The sequence below is a fragment of the uncultured Agrobacterium sp. genome (assembly GCF_913777885.1).
In the GTDB taxonomy this organism is placed as follows: Bacteria; Pseudomonadota; Alphaproteobacteria; order Rhizobiales; family Rhizobiaceae; genus Agrobacterium.
Genome location: NZ_CAJYTV010000007.1, coordinates 20,378 through 35,644, shown reverse-complemented (window position 1 = coordinate 35,644; position 15,267 = coordinate 20,378). Strand labels below are relative to the sequence as shown.

13 protein-coding genes are annotated in these 15,267 nt (G+C 59.0%); 6 read left to right on the top strand and 7 right to left on the bottom strand.

Annotation, left to right across the window (positions count from 1 at the left end):
- The first annotated feature begins 35 nt into the window (after window positions 1-35).
- From QZ869_RS05275 to QZ869_RS05255, 5 genes are all read left to right on the top strand, one after another.
- Window positions 36-671: a LysE family translocator gene (locus QZ869_RS05275; protein ID WP_296103028.1), complete on the top strand. Its 636-nt coding sequence runs from the start codon at window positions 36-38 to the stop codon at window positions 669-671.
- Between the two features lie 136 nt (window positions 672-807).
- A complete protein-coding gene (ribH, locus tag QZ869_RS05270) occupies window positions 808-1,254 on the top strand; it encodes a 6,7-dimethyl-8-ribityllumazine synthase (protein WP_296013881.1) in 447 nt (148 codons plus the stop codon).
- Window positions 1,255-1,258: 4 nt separating this feature from the next.
- Window positions 1,259-1,756 carry a transcription antitermination factor NusB gene (gene nusB / locus QZ869_RS05265; RefSeq protein WP_296103027.1) on the top strand — a complete coding sequence of 166 codons (498 nt, stop codon included), beginning with the start codon at window positions 1,259-1,261 and terminating at the stop codon, window positions 1,754-1,756.
- A gap of 97 nt (window positions 1,757-1,853) precedes the next feature.
- Window positions 1,854-3,074, top strand: a complete 1,221-nt coding sequence (locus QZ869_RS05260) for an MFS transporter (RefSeq protein WP_296103024.1) — start codon at window positions 1,854-1,856, stop codon at window positions 3,072-3,074.
- A 203-nt stretch (window positions 3,075-3,277) separates the two neighbouring features.
- The gene (locus QZ869_RS05255) at window positions 3,278-5,416 is read left to right on the top strand and encodes a sodium-translocating pyrophosphatase (RefSeq protein WP_296103022.1); all 2,139 of its coding nucleotides are present in this window, start codon (window positions 3,278-3,280) and stop codon (window positions 5,414-5,416) included.
- 22 nt (window positions 5,417-5,438) lie between these two features.
- Here the strand turns inward: QZ869_RS05255 and QZ869_RS05250 are convergent, their stop codons facing one another.
- From QZ869_RS05250 to QZ869_RS05220, 7 genes are read right to left on the bottom strand one after another with little or no spacing between them, the layout of a single operon-like run.
- Window positions 5,439-6,398, bottom strand: coding sequence for a sugar kinase (locus QZ869_RS05250; RefSeq protein WP_296103020.1), 960 nt, complete (start codon window positions 6,396-6,398; stop codon window positions 5,439-5,441).
- Window positions 6,399-6,404: 6 nt separating this feature from the next.
- Window positions 6,405-7,463 (bottom strand): ABC transporter ATP-binding protein, encoded by a 1,059-nt coding sequence (locus QZ869_RS05245; RefSeq protein WP_296013874.1) that lies wholly within the window; start codon window positions 7,461-7,463, stop codon window positions 6,405-6,407.
- A 42-nt stretch (window positions 7,464-7,505) separates the two neighbouring features.
- The gene (locus QZ869_RS05240; RefSeq protein ID WP_062423513.1) at window positions 7,506-8,327 is read right to left on the bottom strand and encodes a carbohydrate ABC transporter permease; all 822 of its coding nucleotides are present in this window, start codon (window positions 8,325-8,327) and stop codon (window positions 7,506-7,508) included.
- Entirely contained in the window at window positions 8,327-9,262 is a 936-nt protein-coding gene (locus tag QZ869_RS05235) for a carbohydrate ABC transporter permease (RefSeq protein WP_296101066.1), read from the bottom strand. The genes QZ869_RS05240 and QZ869_RS05235 overlap by 1 nt, the downstream gene beginning before the upstream one ends.
- Before the next feature lie 2 nt (window positions 9,263-9,264).
- Entirely contained in the window at window positions 9,265-10,593 is a 1,329-nt protein-coding gene (locus tag QZ869_RS05230) for a sugar ABC transporter substrate-binding protein (RefSeq protein ID WP_296103017.1), read from the bottom strand.
- A gap of 55 nt (window positions 10,594-10,648) precedes the next feature.
- Entirely contained in the window at window positions 10,649-11,308 is a 660-nt protein-coding gene (locus QZ869_RS05225) for a GntR family transcriptional regulator (protein WP_296013867.1), read from the bottom strand.
- A gap of 12 nt (window positions 11,309-11,320) precedes the next feature.
- On the bottom strand, window positions 11,321-12,205 hold the full coding sequence (locus QZ869_RS05220; protein ID WP_296103015.1) for a dihydrodipicolinate synthase family protein: 885 nt from the start codon (window positions 12,203-12,205) through the stop codon (window positions 11,321-11,323).
- Between the two features lie 315 nt (window positions 12,206-12,520).
- On the opposite strand from QZ869_RS05220, the gene QZ869_RS05215 reads away from it, so the two are divergent.
- Window positions 12,521-15,250, top strand: a complete 2,730-nt coding sequence (locus QZ869_RS05215; protein WP_296103012.1) for a DNA translocase FtsK — start codon at window positions 12,521-12,523, stop codon at window positions 15,248-15,250.
- Window positions 15,251-15,267: the final 17 nt, after the last annotated feature.

Below are 15,267 nucleotides of genomic sequence, written 5' to 3'. Positions count from 1 at the left end.
GCGTCGTTTGAGCGCCGAACCCTGCGGAGCTTACAATGGCGTCTTATGAACTGCTTGCGGCATTCCTGGTTACGACGGCTCTGTTTGCCTATGTGCCGGGACCCGCTATGCTCTATACAATCGCACAGACCATGGCGCGTGGCCGCGCTGCCGGCTTGATGGCCGTGCTCGGCATTCATCTTGGCTGCTATATCCACATTGTTGCTGCGGTTGCCGGACTTTCGATGCTGTTTCAGGCGGTGCCGTGGCTTTATATTGCGGTCAAGTTCTGCGGCGCTTGCTATCTCATCTGGCTTGGCTTTTCCATGCTGAGAGCCCGGCTCAGTGACAACACGACCGGCAGTTTCACGATTGGCCAAAAGTCTTCCAAGCGGGCATTTATCGATAGCGTCGTCGTCGAAATGCTGAACCCGAAGACGGCTTTGTTCTTCCTTGCCTTTCTGCCGCAATTCGTCGATCCGGCCGCGGCATTCCCCGTCTGGCTCCAGTTCCTGATCCTCGGCGTCGCGGTGAACATCATTTTCACCTCTGCTGACTTCGTTGCTGTCATGGTGGCCGGACTGGCCGCGGGGCGGCTGAAGCGGTCGGCTTTCGCCCAAGGAGTTGCCCGGCGTGGAGCAGGTGCGATTTTGATGGGGCTCGGTCTCCATCTGGCATGGCAAAGAAGCTAATCGCGCGTGAGAAATCGGGTTCACCGGGTCGCGCACGCGGCAGCAATGCGTTAAAAGTGCTTGCCAAGCGCGGCCAGCCATGGTTTGACCGCGCCAAAAGCCGGTATGATCCGGCGCAGATTTTCAGGAAACTCCCATGTCCCAGCCTCATCTTCTCATCGTGGAAGCACGCTTTTATGACGATATGGCCGACGCTCTGCTTGATGGCGCAAAGTTTGCGCTCGAAGAGGCCGGCGCCACATACGATATCATCACCGTTCCAGGCGCTTTGGAAATCCCGGCAGCGATCGCCATGGCGCTCGATGGTGCAGATAATGGTGGAACGGAATATGACGGCTTCGTTGCGCTGGGAATGGTCATCCGTGGCGAGACCTATCACTTCGATATCGTCGCCAATGAATCGTCGCGCGCCATTATGGACCTGACGGTCAGCGAGTCGCTCGCTATCGGCAATGGCATCCTGACCGTCGAGAACGACGAGCAGGCATGGGCGCGGGTTCGCCGCTCCGACAAGGACAAGGGTGGTTTTGCCGCACGTGCTGCGCTGACCATGATCGAGCTGAAGAAAAAGCTGGGTGGTTGATCGGATGACGAGTGTCGAAAACGGCGCTGAGCCGCGTCAGCCTTCCACCAAGCCCGTCAACCAGCGTGGAGCTGCTCGCCTGGCTGCGGTGCAGGCGCTCTATCAGATGGATGTCGGCGGCACCGGCGTCCTGGAAGTGGTTGCCGAATATGAGGCGCACCGGCTCGGCAAGGAAGTGGATGGCGAAACCTATCTGAAGGCCGATCCCTCTTGGTTCCGCTCCATCGTGTCCGGTGTCGTGCGCGACCAGACCAAGATCGACCCGCTGGTGCGTTCCGCCCTTCAGGAAGACTGGCCGCTCTCGCGTCTCGATACGACGGTGCGCGCCATCCTGCGCGCTGGTACTTTCGAAATCCTTGAGCGTAAAGACGTTCCGGTTGCTGTTATCGTCACCGAATATGTCGAAATAGCCCGTGCCTTCTTCGAGCATGACGAGCCGAAGCTCGTCAATGCGGTGCTGGATCGCATCGCAAAGCAGGTTCGCGGCGACGCAAAACGATAAGTTTTCCGTCCTCGCTTTTTGATTTCCCGCAAAGATGAACTGACAGTCACGTTGTATTCTTTGCGGGAGATATCCCGGTTTGCAAGGTGGGAAACAGATGAGCGCGGTGCCAATTACGGGCCTGGAAGGCCAATTATCCGAGGCCAAGCGCAACGTTTTCCTGCTCACCGCCGCACAGGCCATTCTTGGTTCCGCCGGTCCACTAAGCTTTTCAGTCGGGGCGCTTGCTGGGTATCAACTCCTCGGTGCCGACAAATCGCTGGCAACAGCACCGCTCACCGGCTTCAACATCGGCGTCGCATTCGGCGCAGTGGGAGTTGCGCTTGCATCTCGTCTACTCGGGCGCAAGGCAGGCTTCATTCTTGGCGCACTCCTTTGCTCGACGGGCGGCGCCTTGGCGGCAGTCGCTCTCTTTCGCAGCGATTTCTGGCTCTTCGCTCTGGGTCTTATGCTCATCGGGCTTGCCGGCGGTTTCACTCAGAAAATCCGCTTTGCGGCGGCCGATGCCTCTCCTTCATACTATAAGCCTAAGGCCATCTCCTTCATTCTTGCAGGCGGGGTCGTATCCGCCATCGTGGGACCTCAGCTTGCCATCGTCGGCAAGGATGTGCTCGCTCCCGTCACCTTTGCTGGTACTTTCATCGCGCTCGTGCCGCTTGGACTTCTGGCCGCCGGGATCTTGTGTTTTCTGGAGCTGCCGGAGTTGAGGCAGTCAGTGTCCAGTGTTCCGGCACGGCCGCTTCTCGAGATCATCGCCACGCGCCGTTTCATCACTGGCATGATCTGCGGCATTGGTTCCTACGCCTTGATGACATTCATGATGACAGGTGCGCCGCTTGCTATGGTCGTGGGCTGCGGTTTTCCCAGCGAACTCGCGACACTTGGGATACAGTGGCATGTGCTCGCCATGTTCGGGCCGAGCTTTTTTACCGGGATGCTGATTACCCGCTTCGGTGCCGAAAAGGTTGTAGCGTCAGGCCTCGTCATACTGATGGCTTGCGCCGTTGTTGCGCATTTGGGTGTGGAGCTCTGGAACTTTTGGCTGGCGCTGATCCTGCTCGGGGCCGGATGGAATTTCGGATTCATCGGCGCGACTTCAATCGTATCCTCGAGCTACCGGCAGCACGAAGCAGACAAGGTACAGGGTTTTCATGACATCGTTCTGTTCGGTACGGTGGCTCTGTCGTCCTTCTCGTCAGGCCAGGTTTTCACTGCCTGGGGCTGGTCGGTGATGAACCTAGTCATATGGCCGGTCGCGGGCCTTTGCCTTCTTCTCGTGCTGTCGCTGATTTTCAACCGGAAGCAAAAAGCTGTCTGAATCAGGACCATAAGCAGCCGGGCACTATCTTCACACTTGACGCGACGCCTCGTCGCAACGCAATCTCGCAACCGCAAGCCATTCTCCTGGGGAGGGGAACAAGTGGCTCATCCTGGTGTAAGGCGTTCTGCGCCTCACGCCCCGCATGTGGTTTCGCCCGCCGGGGAGATGTGACGAACCGGCACAATGGGAGGTAAGTGCGAATGACCGTCATTGCATTGGTAATTTTATGCGGAGCCCTTTCGATCGCATATGCGATTTGGGCAACGAAAAGCGTTCTGGATGCCGACCAGGGCACGGAACGCATGCGCGAAATAGCAGGTTATATCCGTGAGGGCGCGCAGGCCTATCTTGCCCGCCAATATCTCACCATCGCAATCGTCGGTATCATCGTTACGGTCGCCGCATGGTTTCTTCTCTCTCCAGAAGCCGCAGTCGGCTTCGTCATCGGCGCGGTTCTTTCTGGTGCTGCCGGCTTCGTCGGCATGCATGTGTCGGTACGCGCCAATCTTCGCACTGCGCAAGCTGCCTCCCATAGCCTCGCCGCGGGCCTCGACATCGCCTTCAAGTCAGGTGCCATCACCGGCATGCTTGTTGCCGGTCTCGCCCTACTCGGCGTCTCCATTTATTATTTTATCCTGACCTCGGTGCTTGGCCATCCAACCGGCTCGCGTGAGGTGATCGATGCCCTTGTCTCGCTCGGCTTCGGCGCATCTCTGATTTCCATTTTCGCACGCCTTGGCGGCGGTATCTTTACCAAGGGTGCAGATGTTGGTGGCGACCTCGTAGGCAAGGTCGAGGCGGGGATCCCGGAAGACGATCCGCGCAACCCGGCCACCATTGCCGACAATGTGGGTGATAATGTCGGCGATTGCGCAGGCATGGCAGCCGACCTCTTCGAGACCTATGCGGTGTCTGTCGTAGCGACGATGGTTCTGGCGGCCATCTTCTTTGCTGGCGCGCCCGTGCTGGAAAACGCCATGCTCTATCCGCTGGCAATCTGCGGCGTTTGCATACTGACGTCGATTGCCGGCACCTTCTTCGTTAAGCTCGGCACCAACAATTCGATCATGGGCGCCCTCTACAAGGGCCTGATCGCCACCGGTATCTTCTCGATTGCCGGGCTCGCGATTGCAACCTCGCTCACCATCGGCTGGGGTTCTATTGGAACGGTGGCCGGAATGGACATCACCGGCACCAATCTGTTCTTCTGCGGTCTTCTCGGTCTGTTGGTCACAGCATTGATCGTCGTCATCACCGAATATTACACCGGCACCAACAAACGCCCTGTCAATTCCATCGCCCAGGCGTCGGTCACCGGCCACGGCACCAACGTCATCCAGGGCCTTGCCGTTTCGCTAGAGTCGACAGCACTACCTGCAATCGTGATCGTCGGCGGCATCATCTCCACCTATCAGCTCGCGGGCCTCTTCGGTACGGGCATTGCGGTCACCGCCATGCTCGGGCTTGCCGGCATGATCGTGGCGCTCGATGCCTTCGGCCCTGTCACGGACAATGCCGGCGGCATTGCCGAAATGGCCGGTCTCGACCCGGATGTGCGCAGGGCCACCGATGCGCTCGATGCTGTCGGCAACACCACCAAGGCCGTGACGAAAGGTTACGCCATCGGTTCTGCCGGTCTTGGCGCACTGGTCCTGTTTGCGGCTTACGCCAACGACCTTTCCTACTTCGCGGCGAATGGCGCGACCTATCCATACTTCCAGGATGTTGGCGAAATCTCCTTCAGCCTCTCCAACCCTTACGTGGTTGCGGGCCTGATCTTTGGTGGCCTCATTCCCTATCTCTTCGGTGGTATTGCCATGACCGCCGTGGGCAAGGCGGCAGGCTCCATCGTGGAGGAGGTTCGTCGTCAGTTCCGCGAGAAGCCGGGCATCATGCAGGGCACGGAAAAGCCGGATTACGGCAAGGCGGTGGACTTGCTGACCAAGGCCGCCATCCGCGAAATGGTCATCCCATCGCTATTGCCGGTCTTGGCGCCGATCGTCGTGTACTTCGGTGTGCTGTTGATCTCCGGCTCCAAGGCCTCGGCCTTCGCTGCCCTTGGCGCCTCACTGCTTGGCGTGATCATCAACGGGCTCTTTGTCGCGATCTCCATGACCTCGGGCGGTGGTGCCTGGGATAATGCCAAGAAGAGCTTCGAAGACGGGTTTGTCGACAAGGATGGCGTGCGCCATGTCAAAGGCTCGGATGCTCACAAGGCTTCGGTGACCGGCGATACGGTAGGCGATCCCTATAAGGATACGGCCGGTCCGGCAGTCAATCCGGCGATCAAGATCACCAACATCGTAGCGCTGCTGCTGCTGGCGATCCTGGCCGGTTGATCCAGAAGAAGCGGACCGCTCTTCAGTTTTGAAGGGCGGTCTCTGCCAACCAGGCGGTCATCGCCGCTTCTGCTTGCGTCCGCGTCGGGGTACCCGTCCGTCCACCGAAAACCTGGCACTTCAGCGCTGCAGCCACGGACGACAGCTGAATGGCGGCGCGGCTCTCCATCCCTTCTGCGACAGCCAGGGCAAAGGTCCCATGGAACACGTCACCAGCGGCTAGCGTGTCGATTGCTTTGATCGCCATGGTGGATTGAAAATGGACCGCAGCATCGCCGGCTTCCGTCCAAAAGCATCCCGCCGGCCCGGCGGTGACCGCAATAAATGTCTCCGGGTAGCGGGCATGTAAGACCGGCAGCATCGCGGCAACATCGGAAAGGCTCGTCAGCCGCTCCGCTGCGGGTTCGGAAAAGATGATGTGGCTTGCAGCGGGCGCGAGTCTTTCCAAAATCTCCACTGGCGCAACATCTCCATCCAGAATGGCGGGTTTTCCAAGCTGGCGCGCAACAGTCAGCACGTCGAGCGCCAAGTCCGGCCAGCGCACGTCAACCAGGACCGCGTCGAACGGCGCCAGATCGGTCGGCGTGAAGGAGCGCTTGTTCTCGTGAAGCCTATGATCGTAGAAGGGCACGATCAATCGCTCACCTTTATCATCGATCAAAATGGTGGATAGCGCAGATCGCGCACCCTCGGCGATCGTCATGCCGGATGTGTCGATGCCGCTTTCGGATAGATCACGCAGGATGCGAGTTCCGGTCTCGTCATCCCCGACAGCACCCCATAGGCTTGCTCGCCCGCCCATGCGGCGGACGGTGTAGGCGGCACTCGATGCCATGCCCTCGGCAATCTGCAACATTTCATAGGGCAAGACCTTGCCTTGCCCCGTCGGCATGTCATGCACGCGAAACAGCGTGTCCAAAACGGCCGCACCGACGCAAAGTACGTGGCGACCGTGGTTATCTTCCTTCGTGATGCTTTGCATTGCTGCTCAGATTCGCTTGCCGGTTTCCTTGTCGAACAGGTGTACCGAAGCAGGGTCGATGGCAATACGCACCGTATCGCCGAAGCGAATATCCAGCCGTTCACGGAACAGGCAGGCAATCTCTTCGCCATTGCAATTGAGCTTGGCGTAGATTTCCGAGCCGGTGCCTTCCACCAGTTCGACGCGCCCCGCGATGCCCGTTTCCGAAGCACGGATATGTTCGGGGCGGATACCGTAGACAAGGTCACGCCCGCCGAGTCCTGCCGGGTTTGCCGTTGACGGCAAGGGTAGCGTTACGCCCTTGGCCGTGCGGAAAACACCTTCTTCGACACGGCCTCGAATGAAATTCATGGCGGGCGAGCCGATGAAGCCGGCAACGAAGAGATTGGCCGGGCGATCGTAGAGCTCCAGCGGCGCGCCGATCTGCTCGATGATGCCGTCATGAAGCACCACGATCTTGTCGGCCATGGTCATGGCTTCCACCTGGTCATGCGTCACGTAGATGGTGGTCGTGCCGATGCGCTGATGCATGGACTTGATCTCACCGCGCATCTGTACGCGCAGCTTCGCATCAAGGTTCGATAGCGGCTCATCGAAGAGGAAGACCTGCGGATCGCGCACCAGGGCACGACCCATGGCGACACGCTGACGCTGTCCACCGGACAGCTGGCGTGGGTAACGATCCAGAAGCTTTTCAAGCCCAAGGATGCCTGCTGCCTTGTCTACTTTTGCCTTCGTGACGGCGGCATCGACCTTCTTGAGCTTCAAAGCAAAGCCCATGTTCTCGGCAACGGTCATGTGCGGATAAAGTGCGTAGTTCTGGAAAACCATGGCGATGTCGCGGTCACGGGCGGGAAGGTGGCTCACCTCCCGCGCACCGATGTGGATTTCGCCATCGCTCAGTTCTTCCAGCCCCGCGATCATGCGCAGCAGCGTGGACTTGCCGCAGCCGGACGGGCCGACCAGCACGACGAATTCGCCGTCACGAATATCGATGTCGATACCGTGGATGACATTGACCGCACCGAAGCGCTTCTGGACATTCTGAATATTGACGGGTGCCATGATGATTATCCTGTAATGAAATTCGTTCCAGCGATCTGTCGATCAGCCACCCTTGACGGCGCCTGCGGTAAGACCCGCGACGATCTGCTTTTGGGCAAACATGGTGAGCAACAAAACCGGCAGCGTGACGATCAGCGCTGCGGCGGCAAGCGGACCCCAGCTGACCTGCTCGAAAGACAGCATGTTGTAGACCGCGACCGGAAGCGTTCGCGTTTCGCGGCTGGCCAGCACGATGCCGAAGACGAAGTTGTTCCACGAGAAGATGACGGCGAGGATGAAGGAGACCACGATGCCGGGCTTGGCGATGGGGAGCGCGACCAGGCGGAACACCTGCCAGGACGATGCGCCATCGATGCTTGCCGCCTCTTCCAACTCCTTCGGTGTCGTCTCGAAGTAGCCGATCATGATCCACACGACGATCGGAACAGTGACCACCAGATGGATGATGATCTGCGGCCAGAGCGTGCCGAGCAGGTTCAACCATTGGAACAGCAAAAACAGCGGAATGAGGAAGGAGAGGCCGGGCGTCATGCGGGCGATCATGATGACGATCGCCGCCTTTTCCGCTTTCAGCCGTGCAATGCCATAGCCCGCCGGAACGCCGATAACCAGTGCCAGAATGGTCGCTGCACCCGTGACCAGCACGGAATTCCAGAAATAGAGGAAGAAGTTGTTTTCCTCGAAGACCTTCACATAGTTCGACCAGGCGAAGCGCTCGGGGATCAGGATCGGCGGATAGGCGCCGTTATCGATCTCGAATTTCAGTGACAGCGAGATCATCCAGAGGAAGAAGAGGATGACGGGGGAAATCATCACCAGCGCAATGAAGAACAGGCCGATGCGGTCTAAGTTTCTGCGGGACATCAGCGATCCTCCATCTCGTTCCATTGGGTGCGCGCACGAACCATCAACAGGACGAAGGAGAGCGCGATAATGACGATGAAGAAGACGACGGCCATGGCCGAGGCATAGCCGATGTCGTAATAGGCGAATGCCGTGTTATAGAGATAGATATTGATCGTCTCAGATGCCGTGCCCGGTCCGCCTTGCGTCATCGCATAGATGATGTCGAAGCTCTTTACCGCATCGATGGAGCGGATAATGACGGCGATCATCAGGAACGGCGCGATCATAGGCATGGTGAGGTAGCGGAACTTTTGCCAGGCATTTGCGCCGTCAATTTCCGCACTCTCATAGGGTTCGCGCGGAACGGCTGCCAGACCACCCAGAACAATCAGCATGACGAGTGGCGTCCACTGCCAGGTTTCGACCAAAACTAAAGAGGGGATGACGGTGGACTGGTTGTAGATCCATTCCAGCGGACCGATGCCGATGAAGGAGAGCAGGTAGTTCAGTACACCGAGCTGCGGGTGGAACATCATTGTCCAAACCAGCGCGATGGCGACCGGGGTCGCCATCATCGGCATGACGAAGATGCCGCGCAGGAAACCGCGCAGCGGGAACTGCGCATCGAACACAAGAGCAGCCAAGGTGCCGAGGAACAGCGGCGCGACAACCGAGAGCACCGTGTAGACCAGTGTGTGCCAGAGCGATTCCCAGAACCGCGCGTCACTAGCCAGACGGATGTAGTTGTCGAAACCGATGAAACTCTGCTCTTGCCCAAGCGTCCAGCGTTGCGCGCTCATCCACAGGGTAAAGACCCAGGGGAAGACGATCACTGCGCCGATGACGACGAGAGCGGGAATGACGAAAGGCCAGTAGTTGGGAGTAAGCCGCGGTGGCTTGCTCCCCTGTGCGGCTTTCGTCACCGCTGCACTATGTTCGATGCTGATAGACACCTTTATCCCTCGCTGCGTGCCAGAACAGGTGCGAACTGTTCGGTCGCCTTCTTGAGTTCTGCGGCCGGATCGGCGCCGCCGATCATATTGGTGAGACCGACGCCATAGATGTCGCGGAACTCGGTCACCGGAATGATGACTGGAAGCGCGAGCTTGGACACCTTGCCGGAACCGACCACGGCATCCAGCCACTCGGCTGGCATCTTGACGCCTTCGCGCACCTTCGCATCCTCAAGGATGGACTGGCGGAACGGAACACCCGCACCGGCCTGCAGGAGACGAGCGCCCATATCGTGCGAGATCGCCCACTGGCAGAAGAGGTAGGCCGCTTCCTTCTTGGTGCTGGCTTCGACAACGCCAAGGCCGTCACCGAATGTACCGGCGGCCTGCGCTGCCGGACCCTTCGGCATCACGCCATAGCCCGTCTTGCCGACGACACGGGACTTTTCCGGGTTTTCGATTGGCGGTGCGAAGCCGACGCCATCCAGCCACATGCCGATCTTGCCCTGGAGAAACGCAGACTGCGCTTCGGCCCAGTTGAAGCCCGAGACACCGGGAGGTGCAGCTTTGGTCATCAGGCGCTGGTAGAGCTTGGCCGCTTCCACCGCCTCCTTGGACTCGGTGTTGATCTTGCCATCGGTGATCGGCTCTGCGCCGTAACCCAGCATCAGTGTGGTCCAGACCGGCGTATTGGCGTTCTTCAGGCCGCGGGCGACAAAACCGTAGGTGTTGGCGGACGGATCGGTGATCGCTTCGGCGGCGGCAACCAGTTCTTCGAAGGTCTGCGGATATTTCAGACCCTTGGCTTCAAACAGGTCCTTGTTCCAGTAAAGGATCCAGTAATCCACGGAGAAGGGAAGCGAGCGCAGGACGCCGTCACTATCCTTGGCAAACTGCATGCCGGCTGCGGCAAAATCGCTTTCGACCAGGGAAGGATCGGTCAGCGACGGGTCCTTCATGAAGCCGCTGATATCTGCGAGCCACTTGCCCTTTTCGAACTGGCGCTTCTGAACGTGATAGCTCAGGTGGACGACGTCGAAGCTCGGTTTGCCGGAAGAAAGCTCGATCACGACCTTCTGGCGCTGCTGCTGTTCGGGCGTCGCCTCGGCATTAACCTTGATGCCGGTCAGCTCTTCGAATTCCTTGATATGTTTTAGAAGCGTTTCACTACGTGGGCTCTTGACCAGATTGACCTCGAGCGTTGTGCCCGCATGCTTCTTCCAATCCACCGCAGCCGATGCGGAGCGGACGCCGAACATGGCGGCCCCGCCAAGTGCAGCGGTGCCGGCCAGGAAGGCGCGACGTGTTGGGCTCATAAATGAATGTGTCATGAAGTTCCTCCTCTTATTCGCCAGGATCTCCTCATCCAGGCTTTATGGTGATCTTTTAAACGGCGAGTGCTCTGTCCCTCGCGCTGCGAATATGGGCGACCAGTCGCTCGACGGCCTCATCGACATCGCGTCGTTCGATGGCCTCGATGATGGTGAGGTGTTCGGCCATGACCGATTTGACATGGCCTGCGATGCGGAAGCGCTCCTGATTGATCAGGCGCATCTTGATCGAATTGACGCGATAGGCATTCGAGATGATCGAGTTGCCAAGCGCATCGATAAAGGCGTCATGCATGCCCCAGTCCACGGCCTGGGCGCGCGCATCTAGCTCAGGCGAACCCTTGCCGCTATTGGCAAGTTCGGCAATCTCCCGGTGCTCCTTCAACATGTCGGCAATCGCCTCGTCGGAGGCGGTGCGCGTGAAATTTGCCACTGCTTCCTTTTCCAGCAGAATGCGGAACTGGAAGGCTTCGCGGATCAAATTGATGTCGATATGGGCGACCTGCAGCCCGCGCTGCGGCACTGTCTTGATCAGCCCATCCGCTTCAAGCCGCGGGATCGCCTCCCGGATTGCGCCGAGAGGCAGGCCGGTCAATTCGACAAGGCGGCGCTGGGAGATGAACTGACCTGGCCGAACGTCACGCGCGAGAAGATGGTGCGTAAAGCTCTCATACGCCTTCTCCCGCAACGTCGTCTGTTCGGCCACATCGTCCATTCGTTACGCCTTTCAAGCCGCCTGTTTGCTGAACAGCGATCCGAATGCCGCTTCGATCTTTTTTCGATCTTCTGCGGAAATGGAAACCAGCGGCGGACGCACCGCATGCCAGATCGTTTCGCCCGTCGTGTAGGACACGAGAACTTTAACGGCAGGGGTCACGGGGAATTTCAGCAGTTCGACCACCAGATCCTGAACGCGCTCGTCATCCTTACCATCGACCGCCATTGCGCGGATTTCCGCGGGGAGGAAGTTGGCGCAGCCGGAGATCGCACCCTGACCGCCCATGCGAACGCCTTGAGCCAGATGGCGCTCGTCACCGATCAGGATGATCAGCTCGCCATGCTCCTTCAAAAGACGCTCCGTGTGCGGCCAGTTGCCGGAAGAGTCCTTTACGCCAACGACGATGCCGGGGAAGGCCTGCTTCAGGCGTCCGACGAGTTCGACCGAGAGCGTCACCATCGTTACCGACGGAATATTGTAGACGAGGATATCGCGCGCCCCCGAGCCGATCTGCGAAAACACGGAGGCGAACCAGTCGAACAGACCGTCATCGCTGACATTCTTGAAATAGGAGGGCGGGGCGAGGAGAATGTTGCGCACGCCAGAATCGAGGGCGGCAAAGGCCTGATCGGCGGCATCCTGCGCGGAATCCACCAGAACGCCCACCACGATCCTGTTCGGCGCGATACCGGCATTGAGGCACGACGCCAGAATATCGGCGCGCTCACGAGTTCCAATCGAGCTCCCTTCGCCGGTGGTACCGAAGAGCGTGATGCTGTCGCAACCCGACGACAAAGCGCGCTCGGCCTGCTTGATCATCGCATCGATGGCAATCGTTCCATCCTGCATAAAGGGTGTCGTCAACGCTGCCGAGAGGCCGAATTTACCAGTCACGTCCATGCTCCTCCAAAACTGATGAAGGAGTGATAGAGCATTAACATGTCAGTTGTAAAGTCGTCTGTGTTTAGTTTGCTGTCATGACCCGGAATTAATTTTTGGGAGAGGTTGGCCCGCTCAAAGCCGCTGCAAAAGGCTGTGGAAAACGATGCAGTAAGGACTGAAGAAAGTTGGAAGCGGAAAGCCTTGGATTTGCGTGGCACGAGCGCCACAGCTCGCTTTAACTCTGCCGAAATTCGCTTTGCTGACCGCTTTGGCAATAGGTGGTTAACCTTTATTTTTTATCTCAGTTGCTGTGCCAATTGTCCGTTTATGATGAGTGTACAGGCTGTCATGCGTTTTCCCCGATCCAATTTTAATAATCCAGGCAATGCGATAGAGGGGGGAGAGGCTGAATCGGCAGACAACATGGTTCAGCATCCCCAGATATCAGGCGTGCCGATGCAAAGCTTAACGAGTGCCGAGCGCGCTGCCGTGGGTCGTCATGCCGATCAGATCGCTGCCAATGCGATCGAAGGCCGCCCCGATATGCCCGGCTGGCAAAACGCCTTCACGCTTGGCCCGAATGTGCGCTTTTCCCGCACGCCACAGATCATTTTTGCCAAGAAGAACGCTGCCGGCGAAGATGTCGCCGTCGATCAACCGGGCGAGCAAGTGGGGTCGGAGTCTCCTAGTGGTCAAGATACTGCCACCGACGCAACGAATTCGACTGCGCCACAGCCAGCACCGGTAGAGCGTCGTATTGCAAAACCCGCCGTCCTGCCGCAGCCTCCGGGCGCTACAGGCGCTAGAGCATTGAGTTATCGCCTGCGCCGCGAATTGGCATTACGCCAGCAGCAGGAACTTTTGCAGCAGGCCGATGCCGGTTCGTCAGGGGAAGTTCCGGCCCAGCCGGTCACTGCTGAAGCGCCGGAAGAAGCTGTCGCGCGTGAAGAAATCGACGTCGCCTGCTTCCCTGCCGAGCAACAGCAGACGCCAAAGCTCGATGTACCATCCTTCGCCGCCTATCTTTCCGACGACATGTTCTGGGAAGTGATGAATCTCGACGTCGAGGGCACGATTGCGCACGACCGGCAGCCCGTGCGTCTGTCTGAACTGGCAAGGCTGAAGGCCCAGCGCCTGTCCGCGACGAAACCGGCTATGCCCCCTCAGCAGCCGGCTTCCATCCATGTTCCGCTTCTGCGCCAGCCCCGCGCGGCTGAGCCTGTCGTCATTCGCCAACAGCTGCGCCCAAGCTTGCCTACAGTGCCGGCATTCCCCGACCTGGACGGATCGGCTGTCTCGCTCTACCGCGAAGTCGGTGTTCGTGGCCATCAGCCTGCTCAAGGCGAGCAGGAAGAAATCGTCGCAGCCGCACCGATCGAACAGACTGTACCTTCTGTCGAGATCGTCGAACCCGTCGCCATCGAGACGCCAGCTGCGCGCCGCGAGACCCGCACGGTGGCGCGCAACAACCAGCCTATGTTCCTTGATGCGCCTGTCTTTGGCGAGGGCGAGTACGAGTATCCGCCGATCGATCTGCTTCAGACACCGCAGGTGCAGCAGACGACGACGATGACGCCCGAAGCGCTGGAGCAGAGCGCAGGTCTGCTGGAAAGCGTGCTCGAAGATTTCGGCATCAAGGGCGAGATCATCGATGTGCGCCCTGGTCCTGTCGTCACTCTTTACGAGTTCGAACCGGCACCGGGCGTCAAGTCGTCGCGTGTCATCGGTCTGTCGGACGATATCGCCCGATCCATGTCGGCCCTCTCGGCCCGCGTCGCGGTCATTCCTGGCCGCAACGTCATCGGTATCGAATTGCCTAATCCGGTGCGCGAGACGGTCTATTTCCGCGAACTGATCGAATCCCACGATTACGCCGATACGCGGATGAATCTGGCGCTTTGCCTCGGCAAGACCATTGGCGGCGAGCCGGTGGTGGCCGAGCTTGCCAAGATGCCCCACCTTCTGGTGGCTGGCACGACCGGCTCTGGCAAATCGGTTGCGATCAACACCATGATTCTATCGCTGCTCTACCGGTTGAAACCGGAAGATTGCCGCCTGATCATGGTCGATCCGAAGATGCTCGAGCTTTCCGTCTATGACGGTATTCCGCATCTCCTCACCCCCGTCGTTACCGACCCGAAAAAGGCTGTCATGGCGCTGAAATGGGCGGTGCGCGAAATGGAGGATCGCTATCGCAAGATGTCGCGCCTCGGCGTTCGCAATATCGATGGATACAATGCCCGCGCTGCCGCCGCTCGCGCCAAGGGCGAGACCGTGATGTGCAACGTCCAGACCGGTTTCGACCGCGCAACGGGCGAGGCCGTCTACGAACAGGAGGAGATGGACCTCACGGCCATGCCTTACATCGTCGTTATCGTCGACGAGATGGCCGATCTTATGATGGTGGCTGGCAAGGAGATTGAAGGCGCGATCCAGCGGCTTGCACAGATGGCGCGCGCCGCCGGTATCCACCTGATCATGGCGACCCAGCGTCCATCGGTCGATGTCATCACAGGTACGATCAAGGCGAACTTTCCCACCCGCATCTCCTTCCAGGTCACGTCGAAAATCGACAGCCGCACGATTCTCGGCGAGCAGGGAGCCGAGCATCTGCTTGGCCAGGGCGACATGCTGCACATGATGGGCGGCGGACGCATCGCCCGTGTTCACGGACCATTTGTCTCCGACGAGGAAGTCGAGAAGGTCGTCGCGCATCTTAAGACGCAAGGCCGTCCGGAATATCTGGGCACGGTAACGGAAGATGCTGACGAGGCCGATGACGGCGAGGATGAAGATAGCGCCGTCTTCGACAAGACCGCCATGGCAGAAGACGATACGGCCGACCTTTACGAAAAGGCCGTAAAGGTGGTCCTGCGCGACAAGAAGTGCTCGACCTCCTACATCCAGCGTCGTCTGTCGATCGGCTACAACCGTGCCGCATCTCTGGTGGAGCGTATGGAGCAGGAAGGCATTGTCGGCCCGGCAAACCATGTCGGCAAACGCTCTATCATCATCGGTGAACGCGATGCCCACGAGGTTCCGGGCGCTACCGACTGAGGACATGCCTCTACAGT

Bases quoted from the DNA above. Each gene is read 5' to 3' on its own strand.
- QZ869_RS05275 (WP_296103028.1), top strand. From the start codon at position 36: ATGGCGTCTTATGAACTGCTTGCGGCATTCCTGGTTACGACGGCTCTG.
- ribH (WP_296013881.1), top strand. From the start codon at position 808: ATGTCCCAGCCTCATCTTCTCATCGTGGAAGCACGCTTTTATGACGAT.
- nusB (WP_296103027.1), top strand. From the start codon at position 1,259: ATGACGAGTGTCGAAAACGGCGCTGAGCCGCGTCAGCCTTCCACCAAG.
- QZ869_RS05260 (WP_296103024.1), top strand. From the start codon at position 1,854: ATGAGCGCGGTGCCAATTACGGGCCTGGAAGGCCAATTATCCGAGGCC.
- QZ869_RS05255 (WP_296103022.1), top strand. From the start codon at position 3,278: ATGACCGTCATTGCATTGGTAATTTTATGCGGAGCCCTTTCGATCGCA.
- QZ869_RS05250 (WP_296103020.1), bottom strand. From the start codon at position 6,398: ATGCAAAGCATCACGAAGGAAGATAACCACGGTCGCCACGTACTTTGC.
- QZ869_RS05245 (WP_296013874.1), bottom strand. From the start codon at position 7,463: ATGGCACCCGTCAATATTCAGAATGTCCAGAAGCGCTTCGGTGCGGTC.
- QZ869_RS05240 (WP_062423513.1), bottom strand. From the start codon at position 8,327: ATGTCCCGCAGAAACTTAGACCGCATCGGCCTGTTCTTCATTGCGCTG.
- QZ869_RS05230 (WP_296103017.1), bottom strand. From the start codon at position 10,593: ATGACACATTCATTTATGAGCCCAACACGTCGCGCCTTCCTGGCCGGC.
- QZ869_RS05225 (WP_296013867.1), bottom strand. From the start codon at position 11,308: ATGGACGATGTGGCCGAACAGACGACGTTGCGGGAGAAGGCGTATGAG.
- QZ869_RS05215 (WP_296103012.1), top strand. From the start codon at position 12,521: ATGATGAGTGTACAGGCTGTCATGCGTTTTCCCCGATCCAATTTTAAT.